This is a genomic window from Methylobacterium terrae (assembly GCF_003173755.1).
GTDB lineage: Bacteria > Pseudomonadota > Alphaproteobacteria > Rhizobiales > Beijerinckiaceae > Methylobacterium > Methylobacterium terrae.
The window spans coordinates 3,837,376-3,854,348 of sequence record NZ_CP029553.1; the positions used below are offsets into that span (position 1 = coordinate 3,837,376).

At 73.2% G+C, this 16,973-nt stretch carries 17 protein-coding genes and 1 pseudogene; 14 read left to right on the forward strand and 4 right to left on the reverse strand.

Annotated elements, in window-relative coordinates; translation table 11 throughout:
• Positions 1-187: 187 nt before the first annotated feature.
• Complete coding sequence (locus DK419_RS17695) at positions 188-985, reverse strand: GyrI-like domain-containing protein (RefSeq protein WP_109960250.1); 798 nt, start codon at positions 983-985, stop codon at positions 188-190.
• A gap of 227 nt (positions 986-1,212) precedes the next feature.
• Here DK419_RS17695 and dapF point away from each other — a divergent pair, with 227 nt between their 5' ends.
• Both dapF and mtaB read left to right on the forward strand, forming a co-directional pair.
• The gene (gene dapF, locus DK419_RS17700; protein WP_109960251.1) at positions 1,213-2,100 is read left to right on the forward strand and encodes a diaminopimelate epimerase; all 888 of its coding nucleotides are present in this window, start codon (positions 1,213-1,215) and stop codon (positions 2,098-2,100) included.
• Positions 2,100-3,341 carry a tRNA (N(6)-L-threonylcarbamoyladenosine(37)-C(2))-methylthiotransferase MtaB gene (mtaB, locus tag DK419_RS17705; RefSeq protein ID WP_109960252.1) on the forward strand — a complete coding sequence of 414 codons (1,242 nt, stop codon included), beginning with the start codon at positions 2,100-2,102 and terminating at the stop codon, positions 3,339-3,341. The genes dapF and mtaB overlap by 1 nt, the downstream gene beginning before the upstream one ends.
• Before the next feature lie 49 nt (positions 3,342-3,390).
• On the opposite strand, the gene DK419_RS17710 is transcribed toward mtaB, so the two are convergent.
• Positions 3,391-4,089 (reverse strand): RluA family pseudouridine synthase, encoded by a 699-nt coding sequence (locus DK419_RS17710; protein WP_109960253.1) that lies wholly within the window; start codon positions 4,087-4,089, stop codon positions 3,391-3,393.
• An 83-nt stretch (positions 4,090-4,172) separates the two neighbouring features.
• On the opposite strand from DK419_RS17710, the gene ftsY reads away from it, so the two are divergent.
• Complete coding sequence (gene ftsY, locus DK419_RS17715) at positions 4,173-5,603, forward strand: signal recognition particle-docking protein FtsY (RefSeq protein ID WP_109960254.1); 1,431 nt, start codon at positions 4,173-4,175, stop codon at positions 5,601-5,603.
• Between the two features lie 24 nt (positions 5,604-5,627).
• On the opposite strand, the gene DK419_RS17720 is transcribed toward ftsY, so the two are convergent.
• Entirely contained in the window at positions 5,628-6,512 is an 885-nt protein-coding gene (locus DK419_RS17720) for a LysR family transcriptional regulator (protein ID WP_109960255.1), read from the reverse strand.
• 93 nt (positions 6,513-6,605) lie between these two features.
• Between DK419_RS17720 and DK419_RS17725 the strand changes: the two genes are divergently transcribed.
• The 10 genes and pseudogenes from DK419_RS17725 to DK419_RS17775 all read left to right on the forward strand — a co-directional run bounded on the left by DK419_RS17725 (position 6,606) and on the right by DK419_RS17775 (position 14,940).
• A complete protein-coding gene (locus DK419_RS17725; RefSeq protein ID WP_109960256.1) occupies positions 6,606-7,562 on the forward strand; it encodes an NAD(P)H-binding protein in 957 nt (318 codons plus the stop codon).
• Between the two features lie 102 nt (positions 7,563-7,664).
• On the forward strand, positions 7,665-9,266 hold the full coding sequence (locus DK419_RS17730) for a sensor histidine kinase (RefSeq protein ID WP_109960257.1): 1,602 nt from the start codon (positions 7,665-7,667) through the stop codon (positions 9,264-9,266).
• A 22-nt stretch (positions 9,267-9,288) separates the two neighbouring features.
• A complete protein-coding gene (locus tag DK419_RS17735) occupies positions 9,289-9,993 on the forward strand; it encodes a response regulator transcription factor (RefSeq protein ID WP_109960258.1) in 705 nt (234 codons plus the stop codon).
• Positions 9,994-10,212: 219 nt separating this feature from the next.
• On the forward strand, positions 10,213-10,302 hold the full coding sequence (gene pqqA, locus DK419_RS17740; RefSeq protein ID WP_048426854.1) for a pyrroloquinoline quinone precursor peptide PqqA: 90 nt from the start codon (positions 10,213-10,215) through the stop codon (positions 10,300-10,302).
• Between the two features lie 126 nt (positions 10,303-10,428).
• Positions 10,429-10,518 (forward strand): pyrroloquinoline quinone precursor peptide PqqA, encoded by a 90-nt coding sequence (gene pqqA, locus DK419_RS17745; RefSeq protein WP_109960259.1) that lies wholly within the window; start codon positions 10,429-10,431, stop codon positions 10,516-10,518.
• Positions 10,519-10,536: 18 nt separating this feature from the next.
• A complete protein-coding gene (pqqB, locus tag DK419_RS17750) occupies positions 10,537-11,436 on the forward strand; it encodes a pyrroloquinoline quinone biosynthesis protein PqqB (RefSeq protein WP_109960260.1) in 900 nt (299 codons plus the stop codon).
• Between the two features lie 137 nt (positions 11,437-11,573).
• A pseudogene (gene pqqC / locus DK419_RS17755) lies at positions 11,574-12,673 on the forward strand (pyrroloquinoline-quinone synthase PqqC).
• Between the two features lie 35 nt (positions 12,674-12,708).
• Complete coding sequence (gene pqqE, locus DK419_RS17765; protein WP_109960263.1) at positions 12,709-13,848, forward strand: pyrroloquinoline quinone biosynthesis protein PqqE; 1,140 nt, start codon at positions 12,709-12,711, stop codon at positions 13,846-13,848.
• Positions 13,845-14,591, forward strand: coding sequence for a hypothetical protein (locus DK419_RS17770; protein WP_109960264.1), 747 nt, complete (start codon positions 13,845-13,847; stop codon positions 14,589-14,591). The genes pqqE and DK419_RS17770 overlap by 4 nt, the downstream gene beginning before the upstream one ends.
• The gene (locus tag DK419_RS17775; RefSeq protein ID WP_109960265.1) at positions 14,572-14,940 is read left to right on the forward strand and encodes a hypothetical protein; all 369 of its coding nucleotides are present in this window, start codon (positions 14,572-14,574) and stop codon (positions 14,938-14,940) included. Before DK419_RS17770 ends, DK419_RS17775 begins: the two co-directional genes overlap by 20 nt.
• A 276-nt stretch (positions 14,941-15,216) precedes the next feature.
• On the opposite strand, the gene DK419_RS17780 is transcribed toward DK419_RS17775, so the two are convergent.
• Complete coding sequence (locus DK419_RS17780; protein ID WP_162561296.1) at positions 15,217-15,735, reverse strand: hypothetical protein; 519 nt, start codon at positions 15,733-15,735, stop codon at positions 15,217-15,219.
• Positions 15,736-16,039: 304 nt separating this feature from the next.
• Between DK419_RS17780 and DK419_RS17785 the strand changes: the two genes are divergently transcribed.
• Complete coding sequence (locus DK419_RS17785) at positions 16,040-16,963, forward strand: cyclase family protein (protein WP_162561298.1); 924 nt, start codon at positions 16,040-16,042, stop codon at positions 16,961-16,963.
• The last annotated feature ends 10 nt before the right edge of the window (positions 16,964-16,973 follow it).

Genomic DNA, 16,973 nt, shown 5'->3' on the forward strand with positions numbered 1-16,973 from the left:
TCATCACAGGGCCGCGCAGCGGAACCAGGGATCCTTAACCGCCGACGATGCGGGATGAAGCGGGACCGTGTTCAGTCTCTCCTTCCACGTCGGCGGTCACGAATCCCTGGTTCCCGGCAAGGCTCGCCCCGGGGCCGACGCCGAGGGCGTGGAAATCCGCCGGCAAAAACCCGTCGGTGAGAATCCGTCACTTGGGCAGCGCGTAGATGTTGACCTCCAGCGCGTCGTCGGACGGGCTCGCGAGCGGGGTCAGGTACTCCTCGACGAAGGCGTCCTGGACGATGATGCCCTTGGCATCGAGATAGGCCGTCACCGTCTCGTAGGTCTGGTCGATGCCCTCGTAGGGGCCCTTGTGGGTGAAGCGCAGGGCCTTGCCGCTCGGCGTCGCGCCGAAGCGCAGGTCGTCCGGCAGGCCGGCCGGGCGCGGGTTCGGGGCGGCCTCGACCGGCACCATCACCTCGTACTGGAAACCGTCGTCGTCGGTGCGGGTGAACACCGAGAGCGGCTTGCCGACGGCCTTGATGCCGGCTTGAGCGAGCGCCGCCTCGACCTTGGCGATCGCGTCCTTGAGGCTCGGCACCGCCTGGTCCCACTTCGCGGTGCCGGACAGGATCGCGGCGGGCTTGGCCGGCAGCGTCACCTCGTCGACGTCGGAGGGGTCGCCCGGATTGGCGACGAGCGGCACGCGGCCGGCGGCCGGCGGCACCGGGGTCGCGGGCGGCAGCGCCTTCTCGGGCGCGGGCGGGGTCGGCGCCTGGTTCGTCCCCGGGCCGGGCCCCGGTGCCGTGGTGGTCGGCAGCGGGGTCGTCTGCGCCGGCGAGGGCGTGCCGGCCGGGGGCGCGGCGGGGGACGGCGCGGGCGCGGGCGCGGCAGGGCCGGGCGCAGCAGGGCCGGGAGCTTGGGCCGGCTGCTGCGCCAGAACCGAGGCGCCGCAGGCCAGGGAGGCCGCGAGGCCGATCGCGATCGTCGGAAGGCGGGTCTTCATCACGGGCGGAGCGCTCCGGGCGGCTTTGGCGTGCCGGCATCGCCGGCCCCATCGAACGCGTCAAGCGCAAAGCCGTTGCGTGCTCATCGCGGATGCGTGAGCGGGCGGCTTTCCTTCGGGCTTCCCGTTTCGGGCTCCCCGGTGCCCCGCCGCTCGCCTGCGCGCCGGTTCTGGTCCATACACCGCCCGATCCCCACCTGAACGTCCCGCTCCGGAGAGCCTGCCCCTTGTCCCCCCTCGCCCATCGCCGCTTCCTGAAGATGAACGGCCTCGGCAACGAGATCGTGGTGCTGGACCTGCGCGGGAGCGACGTCCGGGTACAGCCGCAGGAGGCCCGCGCCATCGCGGCCGACCCGGCCTCGCACTTCGACCAGCTGATGGTGCTGCACGATCCCGTCACCCCGGGCACCGAGGCGTACGTGCGGATCTACAACACCGACGGGTCGGAGGCGGGCGCCTGCGGCAACGGCACCCGCTGCGTCGCCTGGGCGATGATGGACGATCCGGTCATGGCCCGCCCGCTCCGGGGCGACCGCCTGATCCTCGAGACCCGCCCCGGCCTCCTCGAGGTGGTGCGGGTCTCGGCCCTGGACTTCACCGTCGACATGGGAACGCCGCGGCTGCGCTGGGACGAGATCCCCCTCGCCGAGCCGTTTCCCGACACGCGGCGCATCGAATTGCAGATCGGGCCGATCGACGACCCGGTGCTGCACTCGCCCGGGGCGGTCAGCATGGGCAACCCGCACGCGGTGTTCTTCGTCGAGCGCGACCCCGAGACCTACGACCTCGCCCGGATCGGCCCGCTGCTCGAATCGCACCCGATCTTCCCGGATCGGGCCAACATCTCGCTGGCGCAGGTCGTTGACCGCGCGCACATCCGCCTGCGGGTATGGGAGCGCGGCGCCGGCCTGACGCGCGCCTGCGGCACCGCCGCCTGCGCGGCCCTGGTCGCGGCGTCGCGCCTGCGCCTCACCGGCCGCGAGGCCATCGTGACCCTGCCGGGCGGCGACCTCACCATCGCCTGGGGCGAGGACGACCACGTCCGCATGACCGGACCGACCGAACTGGAGCACGAGGGCACCTTCGCAGCCTCGCTGTTCGCCGGAGCCGCCTGATGGGCGTGGAGGTCCTGAGCTTCGGCTGCCGCCTCAACGCCGCCGAATCGGAGGCGATGCGCCGGCGGGCGGAAAGCGCCGGGCGCACCGACCTCGTCCTCGTCAACACCTGCGCGGTCACGATCGAGGCCGGGCGCCAGGCCCGCAAGGCGATCCGGGCCGCCGTGCGGAGCAACCCAGGCGCGCGGGTCGTGGTGACGGGCTGCGGCGCGCAGGTCGAGACCGAGGCCTACGCGGCGATGCCCGAGGTGGCCGAGATCCTCGGCAATCGCCGCAAGCTCGACCCGGCGGTCTGGACCGATCCGGCACCGGAGCGGATCCGGATCGACGACGTGATGGCGCCGCACCCCGATCCCCTGCCCGAGCCGGCCCCGATGCGGGCGCGCACCCGCGCCTTCCTGCCGGTGCAGAACGGCTGCGACCACCGCTGCACCTTCTGCGTCATCCCGTTCGGCCGCGGCAACTCGCGCTCGGTGCCGGTGGCGCGCGTCGTGGCGCAGGTCCGTGCCCTGGTGGAAGCCGGCACCCGCGAGGTGGTGCTCACCGGCGTCGACCTGACGGCCTACGGCCGCGACCTGGATGCCTCGGGCGACCTCACCCTCGGTCTCCTGGTGCGGGCGATCCTGCGCGAGGTGCCCGACCTCGACCGCCTGCGCCTGTCCTCGATCGATTCCGTCGAGGCCGATCCGGCGCTGGTCGCGGCCTTCGCCGAGGAGGAGCGGCTGATGCCGCATCTCCACCTCTCGCTCCAGGCCGGCGACGACCTGATCCTCAAGCGGATGAAGCGCCGGCACGGCCGCGACGACGCGATCCGGTTCTGCGCCGAGATCCGGGCCTTACGCCCCGACGCGGTGTTCGGCGCCGACCTGATCGCCGGTTTCCCGACCGAGACCGAGGCGCAGTTCGCCCGCTCCCTCGCCCTCGTCGAGGAATGCGGCCTCGCCCAGCTCCACGTCTTCCCCTACTCGCCGCGCCCCGGCACCCCGGCCGCCCGGATGCCACAGGTCGCCCCCGCGGCGATCCGCGAGCGCGCCGCCCGCCTGCGCGAGGCCGGCACCGCCGCCCTCGCCCGCCGCCTCGACCGCGAGGTCGGCGCGACCCGCCGGGTGCTGGCGGAGCGCGGCGGCACCGGGCGCACCGAGGGTTTTTTGCCTGTGCGGCTGCCGGAGGGGGTGGAGGCGGGGGCGCTCGTCGAGCTGCGCATGGCCGGGCATGACGGGCGGTTGTTGCGGGTGGCGTGAGGAGCCCGACCGGTGGGTGGATGTGCAGAGTCTTTCTCGCTGCCGCCCTCTATTCGGAACTCTCGACCAATCCACACGCCCGCAACCCCTGCCGCATGTGCCCCGGCGCCGGCGCCTCGATCGCGATCGCCGGCTTCTTCGGGTAGAGCGGCAGCGCGAGGGCCCTGGCGTGGAGCTGCAGGCCCGGCCCGCCCTGGCGCGGGGCGGTGCCGTAGACCGCGTCGCCGAGGATCGGCCAGCCCATCGCGGCGCAATGCACCCGGAGCTGGTGCGTGCGCCCGGTCACCGGGGTCAGCGCCAGCCAGGTCCGCCCGGATGCCGGATCGCGTCCCATCACCCGCCAGCGGGTGAGCGACGGGTCGCCGGCCGGATCGGTCTTCATCCACCAGCTCCGGGGGTCGTCGGAGCGGCGCGCCAGGGGCAGGTCGATCTCGCCGGTCTCCTCCGCCGGCCCGCCCTCGACGAGCGCCCAGTAGGTCTTGCCGGCACGCCCTTGCGCGAACAGGGCGTTCAGCCGGGCGAGCGCCTTGGCGTGGCGGCCGAGCGCCAGGCAGCCGGAGGTGTCGCGGTCGAGGCGGTGGGCGGCTTCCGGCCGGCGCGGCAGGCCGAAGCGCAGGGCGTCGAGGTGCTGGGTCAGCGTCTCGCCGCCCTTCGGCCCGGGATGCACCGGCAAACCCGCCGGCTTGTCGATGACGAGCACCAGGGCATCGCGGTAGAGGAGCCGCGAGAGTATGTCGTCAACGATCATGAGGCTGTCGCAGTGGCGGCGGAGGCGGGCGAAGTTCGGGGCAGGCCGCCCTAGATCGTCCGCAGGGTCTGGAGCAAGTGCGGATGAGTGAGACCAAACAGCCGGGCTGGTTCGGCCGTCTGTTCGGCCGGAAGGCCGAGACGCCGACGGAGACGCCTGCCGAGGCGCCCGCCGAAACTCCTGCTGAAATTCCTGCCGAGGCCCCCGCGCCCAGCCCCGATCCCGCCGAGACGATGCCGACGGAGCCGACCGGCACCCTGTCGGAGGGCGTGCCGGACTTCGCCACCGCCGCCGACGACGTGCTCCCGGCCCCGCCGACGGTGACGGAAGCCTCGCCCGGGACCGCGCCGGAGCACGACCTGCCCGACGAGCTCGCCGGGGCCGACCTCGAGCCGGTCGAAGGGGTGCAGCCCGAGGGCTTGGTGCCGGCGGCGCCCGAGCCCGCCCAGCCGGAGCCCTTGCCCGAGCCGGAGCCCTTGCCCGAGCCCGCCGCGCTCGCGGAGCCCGAGCCGGTCGCCGAGGAGACCGAAGCCGAACGGGCTCCGCTCCAGATCTTCCAGCCTCCGGCCCAACCCGAGCCGGCGGAGGAGAAGCGCGGCTGGTGGAGCCGGCTGACCGGCGGGCTCAAGCGCACCTCCTCGGCCCTGTCGGACCGGGTCACCGGGCTGTTCACCAAGCGCAAGCTCGACGCCGACACCCTGGAGGAGCTGGAGGACGCGCTGATCCAGGCCGATTTCGGCCTCGAGACCGCGACCCGGATCGCGGAAGCGGTCGGCAAGGGCCGCTACGAGAGGGGGATCGCTCCCGACGAGGTGCGGGCGATCCTGGCCTCGGAGGTCGAGCGTGCCCTCGATCCGGTGGCCCAGCCGCTCGTCGTCGACGCGACGAAGAAGCCGTTCGTGATCCTGATGATCGGCGTCAACGGCGCCGGCAAGACCACGACGATCGGCAAGCTCACGCAAAAATTCCGGGCGCAGGGGCACAGCGTGATGCTGGCCGCCGGCGACACCTTCCGGGCCGCCGCGATCGAGCAGCTGCGGGTGTGGGGCGAGCGCACCGGAGCCCCGGTGGTGGCGCGCGCGCAAGGCTCGGACGCCGCCGGCCTCGCCTACGACGCGCTCCAGGCCGCCCGCGACGCCGGCACCGACATCCTGCTGATCGACACCGCCGGCCGGCTGCAGAACAAGGCCGGGCTGATGGCCGAGCTCGAGAAGGTGATCCGGGTGATCCGCAAGCTCGACGAGGCGGCGCCCCACGCCGTGCTCCTCGTCCTCGACGCCACGGTGGGCCAGAACGCGCTGAGCCAGGTCGAGATCTTCCAGAAGGCCGCCGGCGTCACCGGCCTGGTGATGACGAAGCTCGACGGCACGGCGCGGGGCGGCATCCTGGTCGCGCTCGCCGCCAAGTTCGGCCTGCCGGTCCACTTCATCGGCGTCGGCGAGGGGGTCGACGACCTCGAGCCCTTCGCGGCGCGGGACTTCGCCCGGGCGATCGCGGGTCTCGACAAGGGCTGAGGCGGCGGGGGGCCCTCCCCCCCCTCACTCCGCGCAATAGGCCGCCATCCCCTCCGCCAGCGCGTCGAACGCCGCCCGGCAGCAGCGCAGGGAGCGCAGGTCCTCGTGCATCGCCACGAAGGTCGGCAGCTCCCAGACGATCTCCGGCAGCACCCGGACCAGGTCCGGGTCGCGGGCGGCGAGCACCGTGTGGCAGGCGCCGAGGCCGAACCCGGCGCGGAGAGCCGCGAGCTGGGCGAGCGTGCTGTCGCTGCGCCAGGCGAAGCCCGCCTCGGCAAGTGCCGGGGTATTGCGTATCATCGCCCGCAGGAACGGGGTCTCGGCATCGAAGCCGACGACGCTGTGGCGGGCGAGATCGGCCGGATCCGTCGGGATGCCGCGTCTTTCGAGGTAGCGGCGGTGCCCGTAGAGGCCGAGGTGCACCGTGCCGACCCGGCGCGCCACCAGCGCGTCTTGCGTCGGCGGCGTCATCCGCACCGCGATGTCGGCGTCGCGCCGCAGCAGGTCCTGCATCCGGTCCGACAGCACCACGTCGAGGGCGAGGCCGGGGTACCGCGCGTGCAGGCCGGCGAGGATTGGCGGCAGCACCTCGGCGCCGACCACCTCGGAGGCGGTGATCCGCACCCGCCCCGACACCCCCTCGGCCTCCGCCGCCACCGCCCGGCGCAGGGCCTCCGCGGTCGCCCGGAGCGACCGCGCGAAGGGGGCGAGCGTCAGCGCGGCCTCGGTCGGCGCGAGCCCGGCGGGCGAGCGGGTGAACAGGGAGACGCCGAGTGCCCCCTCCAGGGCCGCGATCTGCCGGCCGAGGGTCGGCTGCGTCAGGCCCAGGGCCCGCGCCGCGCCGGAGAGCGAGCCCTCCTCAAGCACGGCCAGCGCCGCGCGATAGTGATCCCAACTCGGTCCTGTCATACGAAACCGTATAGCCGATCGCCGCCCTTCGGCAATTTTCGACGTGCCGGCTCCCTGGCACATGGTCACCCGTCACGAGGCGAGGAGAGCGCGATGACGACGGGTACGGCCCTGGTGCTGGGCGCGACGGGCGGGGTGGGCGGCGCGGTGGCGCGGCGCCTGAAGGCCGAGGGCTGGACGGTGCGGGCGCTCCACCGCGACCCCGGCCGGGCGGCGCGGGCCGCGGACGGGCTCGACTGGGTGCGCGGCGACGCGATGGTGGCCGCCGACGTGGTCGCGGCCGCCGCGGGCGCGTCGCTGATCGTCCACGCGGTCAACCCGCCCGGCTACCGCGACTGGGACCGTCTGGTCCTGCCGATGCTCGACGCCTCGATCGCCGCCTCGCGCGCCAGCGATGCCCGCCTGCTCCTGCCCGGCAACGTCTACGTCTACGGCCGCGACGCCGGCCCGAACCCGGGCGCCGACGCCCCCCAGGCGCCCCGGACCGCCAAGGGCCGCATCCGCATCGCCATGGAGGCGCGCCTGCGCGATTCCGGCGTGCGAAGCCTGATCGTGCGGGCCGGCGACTTCTTCGGCCCGCGCACCACCGCCAATTCCTGGTTCTCGTCCGCCCTGGTGCGCCCGGGGCGGCCGGTGCGGAGCGTGACCGGTCCGGGCACGCCGGGAATCGGCCACCAATGGGCCTACCTGCCCGACGTCGCCGAGACCATGGTGCGCCTGAGCGCCCGCGAGGCCGAGCTGCCCCGCCTCGCCGCCTTCAACATGGAGGGCCACTGGGACCCGGACGGCCGGCAGATGATCGCCGCCATCGCCCGCGCGGTCGGCGGACGGGTGCGGGTGCGGCGCTTCCCCTGGGCGCTCCTGCCGCTCGCCGCGCCGTTCTGGCCGCTGGCGCGGGAGATCCGCGAGATGCGCTACCTGTGGCGGGAACCGATCCGGATGCGCAACGATGACCTCGTCAGGTTCCTGGGGGCCGAGCCGCACACGCCGCTCGATGAGGCGGTGCGCGAGACGCTCGCGGGGCTCGGCTGCCTGAGCGCATCTGCCTGAGCGCGCCTGCCTGACGGCATCGGCCGGGAGCCCCCGAAAGCCCACCTCGCCCATCGCGGCGATCCCGTGCAGGATGACCGGCCACGGAAGACCGGGAACGGGATGGGATCGCTCAGGGTACGGTTCGGGCTGCTGGTCGGAAGCGCGGCCGCCCTGGTGGTGCTGGCCGCGATCGGCCTCTACGGGGCGCTGCACGCCGCCGAGCGCACGCTCGACGCGACGCTCGACGCGCAGGTGCGCCTGGAGCTGATCGCCGAATTGTCCGGGCGCCTGACCGAGTTCGGCCTCGCCGCCGTCGAGGCGGTCGGCGACAATCCGGGCCGGCCCGAGCGGCTGGCCAATGCCCGCAACGAGGTCGACCGGGCGCTCAACGCCGTCGACGACGGCCTGAGCCGGGCCGTCGCCGGGGCCGGCGGCGTCCTCGACCGCACGCAGTACACCGCCCGCGCCCGGCCGCTCGCCCGTCTGCGGGCCGCCCGCGCCATGCTCGACCGGCAGGTGGCGCAGATCCAGCGCGAGCCCGACCCCGCCCGGCGCGCCGACGCGATCCGGGGCGCGCTCAACGGCTTCGGCGCGGTGACGGGCCAGCCCCTCACCTTCCTGGTCGAGGCCGAGCGCCGGGCGGTCGAGGCCTCCTCCGCCGAGGTCCGGGTGCTCGCCGGGCGGATGCGCGGCGTCGCGGTCGCGGCGGCCGTGCTGATCGTGCTGCTGCTCCTCCTTCTGCACCAGGGCCTGACGCGGCCGATCCTGCGGCGGATCGAGGCGATCCGGATCGGGGCCGCGGCCATCGGCCGGGGCGAGCTCGACACCCGCCTGGCCGTGGCGAGCCGCGACGAGCTCGGCCTGCTCGTCGCGAGCTTCAACCGCATGGCGGCGCGGCTGAAGCGGCGCGAGGCCCGGGTCGCCGCCGACCGGGCGGCGCTCGAGGAGACCGTCGCCCGCGCCACCGCCGACCTGCGCGGCGCCAACGCCCGGCTCGAGGAGATCGACCGCTCGCGCCGGCGCTTCTTCGCCGATGTCAGCCACGAGCTGCGCACGCCGCTCACGGTGATCCTCGGCGAGTGCGACCTCGCGGCCCGCTCGCCCGACACGCCCGACGCGTTCCGGCCGGTGATCGCCACCATCCGCAAGCGGGCCTTGAGGCTGCACCGCCGGGTCGGCGACATGCTGCGGATCGCCCGCTCGGAATCCGGGGAGATCGCCCTCGACCGGCGCCCGGTCGGCCTCGCGACCATCCTGGCCGAGGCGGTGGAGAGCTGCGCGCCGGAGGCGCGCCGCCGCCGCATCGCGCTGGAGCTGGAGCCGAGCGCCGCCGACGCCGAGGTGCTGGCCGATGCCGAGTGGCTGCGCCAGATCGTCGAGGGGCTGATCGACAACGCGCTGCGCCACGCCGCCGGCGCCACCCGGGTGAGCATCGGCTTCTCCCCCGGCCGTACCGGCGCCGCCGTCACGGTGACCGACGACGGACCGGGCTTCCCGCCGGAGGCCGAGGCGCTGTTCGAGCGCTTCCGGCGCGGCGGCGGGCCCGGCCCGGCGCCCGCCGGCTTCGGCATCGGGCTCGCTCTGGCGCGCTGGGTCGTTGAGCGCCATGATGGGGTGATCCGCCTCGAAGCGGCCGATCCGGGAGCCCGGGTCGTCCTGGAGCTGCCCGGCGAGGACATGGGGGAGGATGCGGCATGGGACGCGGCAGGGGACGCAGCATGAGCCGGCGGCCGGACGGGCGCCGATGACCAGCGTGCTCATCGTCGAGGATGACGGCGACATCCGCGCCATGCTGGCCCGGGGCCTCGGCGCCGAGGGCTTCGACATCGACCTCGCCGGCGGCGTCGACGAGGCCCTGGCCGCCGCCCGCGAGCGGGTGCCGGAAGCGGTGCTCCTCGACAACATGCTGCCGGACGGCTCGGGCCACGACGTCTGCCGCTCGCTTCGCGAGGGCGGCTACCCGGGCGCGATCCTGTTCCTCAGCGCCAAGGACGACGTCGGCGACCGGGTCGACGGCCTGGCGGTCGGGGCCGACGACTACATCGTCAAGCCGTTCGTGTTCGACGAGCTGCTCGCGCGCCTGCGCACCCACCTGCAACGGCGGCGCGCCACCGGCGAGGCCCGCACCCTCGTCACCGCCGGGCGCCTCTCCCTCGACCTCGCGACCCGGCAGGTGCGCTTCGGCGAGGCCGGCGCCCGCCTGACGCAGCGCGAGGCGGAGCTCCTGGCGATCCTGATGGAGCAGGCGAGCCGCCCGGTCACGCGGGGCGACATCTTCGATCGCCTCTGGGCCAGCCAGGGCGGCCTCTCCCTCAACGTGGTCGACGTCTATGTCGGCTACCTGCGCACCAAGCTCGCCGACATCGCCCGGGCCGGCGGCCCGAGCCTCGTCACGGTGCGCGGGCGCGGCTTCATGCTCGACCTGCGCGAGGCCGGGTTTCGTCAGTGACGAAATTATTTTGGGCGCAATCGATACCGGCTAACTCCCGGCGCATCCTGCACAATAAGACCGGTCTGAGAATGGTCGTCCAGGGCTGTCCCGGACTTTCGGCAAAATAGCGCTTGCACTCCGGGTCGTGATTGCCGATATATCCCTGGTGACAGAAACCACTGTCATTCCAACGTCTTAAGAACCTCTTAGAGGTTCCGGCAGCCCAGGAGAAACGCCATGAAGTGGTCGATGCCCGTCGTCGCCGAGGTCTGCGTCGGCATGGAAGTCACCTCGTACGAGTCCGCTGAGATCGATCCCTTCAACTAAGGGCTCGCACGGTTCGCGCCTCCGGCGGTCGCCGCCGGATGGCGCTCGGCGCATGACACGAGAATGCCGGCCCGGGACCGACAGCCCACGAGCCGGTCGTCCGCCGAAGTCGAAGGAGGAACGCCAATGCGTTGGTCGATGCCCATCGTCGCCGAGATCTGCCTCGGCATGGAAGTCACCGCCTACGAATCCGCCGAGATCGATCCGTTCCACTGACGAGGTCGGGACCGGACCATGCAGGCCATCGTTCTGGGGTCCGGCGCGGGCGGGGGCGTGCCGCAGTGGAACTGCCGCTGCCCGATCTGCGCCCTGGCCCGGGCGGGCGACCGCCGGGTTCTCCCCCGCACCCAGTCGAGCCTCGCCGTCTCCGCAGACGGTGATCACTGGCTCCTGGTGAACGCCTCGCCGGACATCCGCCAGCAACTCTTCGACACGCCCGCACTGCACCCGCGCGAGGGCCTGCGCCACTCGCCGATCCGGGCGGTGCTGCTCACCAACGGCGACGTCGACCACGTCGCGGGCCTGCTCACCCTGCGCGAGGGCCAGCCCTTCCGGCTCCACGCGACGCGCGGCATCCTCGAATCGATCGCGGCCAACCGCGTCTTCGACGTGATGGCGCCGGGCACGGTCGAGCGGACCGAGATCGCCCTGGACGAGACCTTCTCGCCCGTGCCGGGCCTCGCCGTGACGCTGTTCCCGGTGCCCGGCAAGGTGCCGCTCTGGCTCGAGGACGGCACGCCGGAGATCGGCGCCGAGACCGAGAGCACCGTCGGCGCGATGATCGAAGCCGGGGGGAAGCGCCTCGCCTACGTGCCGGGCTGCGCCCGGGTCACGGACGGCCTCAAGGCCCGGGTCGCCGGGGTCGACGCGCTCCTGTTCGACGGCACGGTGCTGGCCGACGACGACATGATCCGCGCCGGGGTCGGCACCAAGACCGGCTGGCGCATGGGCCACGTGCCGATGACCGGCGAGGGCGGCTCGGTCGCGGCGCTCGCCGACGTGCCGCTCGGCCGGCGGGTCTTCGTCCACATCAACAACACCAACCCGGTGCTGGTGGAAGGCTCCGAGGAGCGCCGCGGCATCGAGGCGGCGGGATGGATCGTGGCGCAGGACGGGCTGACGCTGAGCCTCTAGCCCCGTCCCGTCCGGGCGCCCCGCCGCCCGGGTCCCCCGGTCCAGGCACTTTGGTCGCCCTTGACCCCCTTCCGCCGCGGCGCAATCTCCCGTCCCGAGGTCAGCCGCCGAACGAGAAACCGGAACGCCAGCACGCCATGACCGCTTCCCCCGCCCTCCCCCCGGACGATACCGGGCCCGCCGGCCGCCTGCTCTCGCCGGACGAGCTCGAGGCGGCGCTCCGCGACATCGGGGCGCGGCGCTACCACAACCTGCACCCGTTCCACCGCCTGCTGCACGACGGCAAGCTCGACAAGGACCAGGTCCGGGCCTGGGCGCTCAACCGCTACTATTACCAGGCGATGATCCCGGTGAAGGACGCCACCCTGCTGGCGCGCCTGCCCGATGCCGCGCTGCGCCGGATCTGGCGCCAGCGCATCGTCGACCATGACGGCGACCACGAGGGCGACGGCGGCATCGAGCGCTGGCTGAAGCTCGCCGAGGGCGTCGGCTTCGCGCGCGACTACGTGCTCTCGACGAAGGGAATTCTCTCGGCGACCCGCTTCTCGGTCGAGGCCTACGTGCACTTCGTCGCCGAGCGCTCGCTGCTCGAGGCGATCGCCTCCTCGCTGACCGAGATGTTCTCGCCGACGATCATCTCCGAGCGCGTCTCGGGGATGCTGAAGAACTACGACTTCATCACCCGCGAGACCCTGGCCTACTTCGACAAGCGCCTGACCCAGGCGCCCCGGGACGCGGATTTCGCCCTCGACTACGTCAAGCGCCACGCCGTGACGCCGGAGCAGCAGGCCCAGGCGCTCGACGCCCTGCGCTTCAAGTGCAGCGTGCTGTGGACCCAGCTCGACGCGCTCTACTTCGCCTACGTGGCTCCCGGGATGATCCCGCCGGAGGCCTGGCGCCCGGGCGAGGGCCTGCGGGCGGAGACCGCCACCGCCGGGAGCGCCGCGGCATGAGCCTGACCCCCGACAGCGTGCCGCGGCTGCCCCGCGGCGTCCGGCTGCGGCACGACACGGTGCGCGACGCCCACGTGCTGCTGGCGCCCGAGCGCACCTTCGACCTCGACCAGAACGCCGTCGCGGTCCTGAGCCTCGTCGACGGCACCCGCAGCATCCGGGCCATCGCCGAGGCCCTGGGCCGGCAATACGAGACCGACCCCGGCATCATCGAGCCCGACGTCGTCGCCATGCTGGACGGCCTGCTGCTCAAGCGCGTGCTCGAGACCGTGCCGGCGGCGTGAAGCCCGGGAGCGCCACTCATCCGGGAGGGACAGTCATGAACGCCGTCACGCCCATTCCACCGGCCCCGATCGGTCTTCTCGCCGAGCTGACCCATCGCTGCCCCCTGCGCTGCCCCTACTGCTCGAACCCGCTCGAGCTCGACCGGCGCTCGGCCGAGCTCGACACCGCGACCTGGCAGCGGGTGCTGGCCGAGGCGGCGGGCCTGGGCGTGCTGCACGTCCACCTCTCGGGCGGCGAGCCGACGGCGCGGCAGGACATCGTCGCGATCACCCGGACTTGCGCCGAGCTCGGCCTCTACTCGAACCTGATCACCTCCGGGGTGGCGGGGGCGCTGGACAAGCTCGACGCCCTGTCCGAGGCCGGCCTCGACCACGTGCAGCTCTCGGTCCAGGCGGTCGAGGCGGCCAATGCCGAGCGCATCGGCGGCCTCAAGAACGCGCAGCCGCAGAAATTCGCCTTCGCCGAGCGGGTGACGGCCCTCGGCCTGCCGCTGACGCTGAACGCCGTGATCCACCGCGGCAACATCGCCGAGGTGCCGGCGCTGATCGACCTCGCGGTCCGCCTCGGCGCCAAGCGCCTGGAGGTCGCCCACACCCAGTATTACGGCTGGGCCTACGTCAACCGCGCCGCCCTGATGCCGGCGAAAGCCGACGTCGACCGCTCGATCCGCACCGTCGAGGAGGCGCGCGAGCGCCTCAAGGGCCAGCTCGTCATCGACCTCGTGGTGCCGGACTACTACGCCAAGTACCCCAAGGCCTGCGCCGGCGGCTGGGGCCGGCGGCTGATGAACGTCACCCCGACCGGCAAGGTGCTGCCCTGCCACGCCGCCGAGACGATTCCCGGCCTCGAGTTCTGGCACGTGCAGGACCGCTCGCTCGGCCAGATCTGGGCCGATTCGCCGGCCTTCCGGGCCTATCGCGGCACGGACTGGATGCAGGAGCCCTGCCGCTCCTGCGACCGGCGCGAGAAGGATTGGGGCGGCTGCCGCTGCCAGGCCCTGGCGCTCGCCGGGGACGCCGCGGCGACCGACCCGGCCTGCTCGCTCTCAGGCCTGCACGGCAAGGTCCAGGCCCTGGCGATCGCCGAATCGGCGCTGGAGACCGCGCCCGACTACCAGTACCGCACCATCGGCGGCGCGCCGCGCACCGCCGTGCCCGAGGGAGCGCCCGTGTGAGACGCCACGTCCTGGCTGCCGCCGTCGCGGCCGCCCTCGCCTGCCCGGCCCTGGCGCAGACGTCCCCCTCGCCGACTCCGCCGCCGCAGGCCTCACCCCAGCCGGGCGCCCCGGCGCAACCGAGCGCGCAGGCGCCGGGCGCGCCGACCGCCACCGCGCTCCTGTTCGAGACCAACCAGCTCGCCGGCGCCCCGCCGGGCCGGGTGCTGAGCTACCGCTACACCCGCTTCAGCGGCATCGAGGGCGCGCCGTTCGGGCCCCCCGTCGAGGACCGCATCCGCGAGGAGGTGGCGCCGGGGGCGAGCCCGGAGACCCGCAACCTCAAGGTGGAGATGTTCTCCGGCGAGCGCCGGATGCCGACCGCGACCTACGAGGACGCGCCCGGCAATCCGGTCCTGGTGCGCTTCCTCGAACACCACCTCGACGACCTCGCCAAGGTGCTGAAGGGCAACCCGCGCTACATCAAGAACGCGATCCGGCGCGCCCTGCGCGAGAGCGCCTCCGTGGCCGCGACCGAGGTCGAGGTCGACGGCAAGACGATCCCGGGCTGGCGCGTGGTGGCGCGGCCCTTCGTCGACGACCCGATCCGCGAGCGCCTGCGCGGCTTCGACAGCCTGACCTACAGCTTCGTGGTCGCGCCCGAGGTCCCCGGCCAGATCGTCTCGATTGACGTGCGGGCGGCGAGCCCGGACGGCGGAACCCTGCTGCAGGAAGCCCTGACCTATGAACCGAACGCTGGCTAAGCTGGCACTCGCCGCAGGCGCGATGCTCGCTGCGGGCCTCGCCTCCGCCCGGGCCGACGACAACGACTACCCGACCGAGGCGCGGGCCGATTACGTCTTCGGCTGCATGGCGGCCAATGGCCAGACCCGCGAGGCGCTGACGAAGTGTGCCTGCTCGATCGACGCCATCGCGGCGATCCTTCCCTACGACCGGTACGTCCAGGCCTCGACGATCCTCGGCATGCGCCAGGGCATCGGCCAGCGCGCCAACGAGTTCCGCTCGACCAAGATGTTCGACGACAAGGTGGCGGAGCTGCGCCGGGCCCAGGCCGAGGCGGAGATCCGCTGCTACCGGCCGACCGCGAACTGACGGGGCGGTCGACCGCGACGCGATCGCGCCCGGCCTGCCTGGCCTCGCAGAGGGCGCGGTCGGCCAAGCGCCGCAGCGGCTCGACCTCCGCACCGGCCTGCGCCACCGCATCGTCCGTCATCCGCGGCGATCGTGCATGACCCCCGGTCGGACCGGACGGCAGGCGCCGTCCGGGTGACGCGGCCTGTCGCGGTCCCAGCCGAGGCGGTCGCGCGCTCCTCCGGATCGCCTCGCCACCGATCGCGGCGCAGGCCATGATCGGGGACGGGGCGGTGCCTACAACCCGAGCGCCTTGCGGAGCGACTTGTGGGTCAGTTCGGTGACCTCGCCGCGCTGGTCCACGTACGTGCCGGCGTCGTCGAAGACCGGCTCCGATCCGTCCCAGTAGACGAGGTAGGCGTCGGCATCGCCGGTGACCGTCTTCACCCGGCGCGTCAGGCCGCCCCACACCCCGCGCAGCTCGTGCGCGGCACAGCCGACCGCCGCCGCGACGTCGCTGACCTGGAAGTAGCGGGTGTCGCTGCGCGCGATCGCCTCGATGGCCGCCCTGGTCTTCTCGCCGCAGCCGGCGATGTACCGGCGGGCATGTCGAGGCGTCAGGTCGGCGAAGCCGTCGTCGTCGGGAGTTCCGGGCTGCGGGTGCGCATGACCCGGGCTGGTCGGGGTCCCGGCGTCGCCGCCGCCCGATCCGTCCCGGTGTCCCACGACGAAGGCCAGGATCGTTTCCCGAACGTCATCCGGCATGCGCATCAAGGTCGCAGAAGAAATGAAGAGTCCGTCGGTGCTCGTAGTCATTCAGCCGCTCCATTCATCGCCATCGAACGCCGCGATCCAGCGTCGATGATCTTGATGCATGATGAACCGGTATGTTTCAAATTGGTATATTGGAAATCTGTATTCCGTACATGCAACGGCGTCCCAATATACGATTGCGACTGCCTCGACACCCCGCCCCGTCCTGACATCGGCAGCCCTTGCCGTGAGCCTGGGCGAGGCTGGCGCGGTGCGCACCGACGGTCGTCACGGTCGTTGCGCTCCGTTCCGGGGGCGGCCACTCTGCCGTCGGACATCCCGCGGGAGGGGCGAGGACATGGTGTCGATGCGCAGCGCGGCTCTCCTGGCGAGCGTCCTCCTGGGTCTGGGTCCAGCCGCGGCGGACGACCTCTCCCTCTGGTCGCTCTACGACCGGACGCTGCGCTCGGCGAAGTACATCGATCTCACCCACGCCTTCGCGCCGGTGCAGCCGGTCTGGCCGGGCTTCGCCGGCGCCCGGTTCAAGCCGGCGCAGGCCGGCCGCACCCTGGAGGGGTTTGCCAAGGAAGGCGACGTCTTCACCTACGAGACCCACGGCTTCGTCGCGACCGCCTACGACCTGCCGACCGACCAGTACGGCACCCAGCTCGACCCGCCGGCGCACTGGAATCCGCGCGGCGCCACGATCAGCGACCTGCCGGCGACCTACACCCTGCGGCCGCTCGCGGTCATCGACATCTCGCCGAAGGTGGCGCGGGACGAAGGCTATCACCTCCAGGTCGCCGACATCGCGGCGTGGGAGGAGAAACACGGCCGCATCCCGGCGGGCGCCGTGGTGATGGTGCGCTCGGACTGGTCGAAGCGCTGGGCGGAGGCCGAGCGGTTCCGGCAGAAGCCGTTTCCCGGCGTGAGCCTCGCGGCGCTGCAATTCCTGCACCTCGAGCGCAAGATCCTGTTCCACGGCCACGAGCCGCTCGACACCGACACGACGCCGAACCTCGAGGGCGAGGCCTGGCTGATGCACAACAACTTCGCTCAAGGCGAGGGGGTGACGAACCTCGATCAGGTGCCGGAGGCCGGCGCCCTGATCGCCATCGGCTTCGCCAAGCCTCTCGGCGGCACCGGCGGCTTCGCCCGCTACGTCGCGATCGCGCCGGCGGACTGGCCGCACGGGGTCAGCGCCGAGGCGGTGCCGGGCGCGCCGCTGCCGCTCCAGCCCGCGCCCCTGCGCCGCGATGCCGACGGGGTGATGCGGCCGACGAAACCGTGACGAGAGGGGA

Excerpts from the sequence above, each read along its gene's own strand:
- DK419_RS17695 (WP_109960250.1), bottom strand. The coding sequence starts at position 985 with ATGAAGACCCGCCTTCCGACGATCGCGATCGGCCTCGCGGCCTCCCTG.
- mtaB (WP_109960252.1), top strand. The coding sequence starts at position 2,100 with ATGGGCGTGGAGGTCCTGAGCTTCGGCTGCCGCCTCAACGCCGCCGAA.
- DK419_RS17710 (WP_109960253.1), bottom strand. The coding sequence starts at position 4,089 with ATGATCGTTGACGACATACTCTCGCGGCTCCTCTACCGCGATGCCCTG.
- ftsY (WP_109960254.1), top strand. The coding sequence starts at position 4,173 with ATGAGTGAGACCAAACAGCCGGGCTGGTTCGGCCGTCTGTTCGGCCGG.
- DK419_RS17720 (WP_109960255.1), bottom strand. The coding sequence starts at position 6,512 with ATGACAGGACCGAGTTGGGATCACTATCGCGCGGCGCTGGCCGTGCTT.
- DK419_RS17725 (WP_109960256.1), top strand. The coding sequence starts at position 6,606 with ATGACGACGGGTACGGCCCTGGTGCTGGGCGCGACGGGCGGGGTGGGC.
- DK419_RS17730 (WP_109960257.1), top strand. The coding sequence starts at position 7,665 with ATGGGATCGCTCAGGGTACGGTTCGGGCTGCTGGTCGGAAGCGCGGCC.
- DK419_RS17735 (WP_109960258.1), top strand. The coding sequence starts at position 9,289 with ATGACCAGCGTGCTCATCGTCGAGGATGACGGCGACATCCGCGCCATG.
- pqqA (WP_048426854.1), top strand. The coding sequence starts at position 10,213 with ATGAAGTGGTCGATGCCCGTCGTCGCCGAGGTCTGCGTCGGCATGGAA.
- pqqA (WP_109960259.1), top strand. The coding sequence starts at position 10,429 with ATGCGTTGGTCGATGCCCATCGTCGCCGAGATCTGCCTCGGCATGGAA.
- pqqB (WP_109960260.1), top strand. The coding sequence starts at position 10,537 with ATGCAGGCCATCGTTCTGGGGTCCGGCGCGGGCGGGGGCGTGCCGCAG.
- pqqE (WP_109960263.1), top strand. The coding sequence starts at position 12,709 with ATGAACGCCGTCACGCCCATTCCACCGGCCCCGATCGGTCTTCTCGCC.
- DK419_RS17775 (WP_109960265.1), top strand. The coding sequence starts at position 14,572 with ATGAACCGAACGCTGGCTAAGCTGGCACTCGCCGCAGGCGCGATGCTC.
- DK419_RS17780 (WP_162561296.1), bottom strand. The coding sequence starts at position 15,735 with ATGACTACGAGCACCGACGGACTCTTCATTTCTTCTGCGACCTTGATG.
- DK419_RS17785 (WP_162561298.1), top strand. The coding sequence starts at position 16,040 with ATGCGCAGCGCGGCTCTCCTGGCGAGCGTCCTCCTGGGTCTGGGTCCA.